The organism is Pseudomonas sp. PICF6 (assembly GCF_009831705.1).
GTDB classification, from domain to species: domain Bacteria; phylum Pseudomonadota; class Gammaproteobacteria; order Pseudomonadales; family Pseudomonadaceae; genus Aquipseudomonas; species Aquipseudomonas rhizophila.
In genome coordinates, this window is the sequence record NZ_WUUD01000004.1 from 13,430 (window position 1) to 15,100 (window position 1,671).

Annotated in this window: 1 protein-coding gene; it reads right to left on the reverse strand. The window is 63.3% G+C overall.

Annotated features, from left to right (window positions below):
• Positions 1 to 1,671: cadherin-like domain-containing protein (locus GSM73_RS26755; protein WP_256676669.1), on the reverse strand; the 1,671-nt coding region annotated here is incomplete at both ends.

The window sequence follows — 1,671 nt, forward strand, 5'->3', positions numbered from 1 at the left end:
GGTGGTTGCCGAGCCGCCGAGGGCTTCGGTGGAAGTCGAGGTTACGGTCAGGTTGAACTGGCCGTTGTAGTAGGTCGGTGGCGTCAGGGTCAGGCTGCCCAGATTCCAGCCGGTGACCGAGGCCTCGCCATTGCTGCCCACGGTCGCCGTGTGGCCGGCACCGTCGCTCAGCACGCTGCCTTCCGGGATCCCGCCGATTTTCACGCTCAGGCTTTCGGAGCCGTCGGTATCGGTCAGCGCCGTGGTGATCTTCGACAGGTTCACACTGCCGCCTTCGGCGCCTTCGTTGAGCTTGAAGCCGTCGTAGTAGCCTTCACCATTGGTGCCGTGCAGGTCCGAAACAGTCACGCCCGCATTCACCAGATCAGCCACGCCGGTGTACAGCGGCACGCCGGCACTGCTCAGGTCGGTCGGGGTGCTGCCGTTGACCGACAGGTTCACGTCATAGCTGCCCGGGCCGGTCTGGTTGTGGTGGTAGATGTCCAGGGTGTAGTAGCCGCTGGTGGTCGGGGTGAACGAGCCATTGAGCTTGCCGCCCGCTCCCCAGGTGATGCCCGCGACATCCTTGCCACCGATGGTCACCAACAGGCTGTCATCGCCGGTACCGCTGAAGGTGTAGGTCTTGCCAGCTTCGAGGAAAATCAGGCCCGAGGTTTTCGACGCGGTGCCCGGATTCACGTTGCTGTCGGACTGCACGTTGTTCACGGTGGTGCTGCTGTTGGGGGTTCCGGCGGCATCGATCACCGACTTCAGCGTACCGGACGGCGCGCCGCTGCCATCGGTGCCCAGGCCCGACAGACCGGTCCAGACTTCCTTGACCAGGCCAGTGGAGGTCACGGCGTTCCCGGCTACGTTGAGGGTCGGTGCGTCAGCGATCGGCGTGATGTCGATCTTCACGGTGCCGGTAGTGCCCAGCGCCTGACCGTCGGTTGGCTGGAACTTGATCTGCGCGTAATCGGATTTCTGATCGCCCACGCCGTTCGCGTTGCCGTTGGCGCCGGACTCATTGGTATCCGGTGTGAAGCGCAGTTTGCCGGCGTCGATGTCGGCCTTGGTGAAGGTCTGGTTGTTGGCCACGTCCTTCCACGTTGCACCGTCCAGATACTGCAACTTGCCGTCAGCGGGCAGTCCGGTGATTTTTACCCCAAGGCTGGATGCCGAACTGTCCACATCGCTGACACCAAAGGTCGACCAGCCAAGAATCAACGAGGTGTCTTCGGTACCGGTCACCGCGCCGCCGGTTGCGACCGGCGCATCGTTGACCCCGACCACGTTCACGGTGGTGGTGGCCGTGTTGGAGTAGTTTGTGCCGTCGGTCACCGTCACGGTGATGATGCGCGGCACGGTGCTCGGGTCGTCGCTGCTGTTGGTGAAGCTGATGTTCTTGATTTGCTGCATGTAGTCGGCCAGCGTCGCATTGCCCGACAGGGTCAGGGTGACCGTGCCGTTGGTGCTGTTGGCGTTGATGCTGATGCCGTTGACGCTGTTACCCAGGTTCAGCGCATCGCCGGGCTGACGGTTGGTCAGCACGATGGTGGCGCCGGTCAGCATCGTGCTGTCCGGGTCGGTGATTTTCAGGTCGGTGTCGCCGATGGACACGCCCGGACCGGTGGTGCCTTCGGTGAAGGTCACCTGGTAATCGGCGCCGGTCTTGCCGCTGGAGTTGTTGGC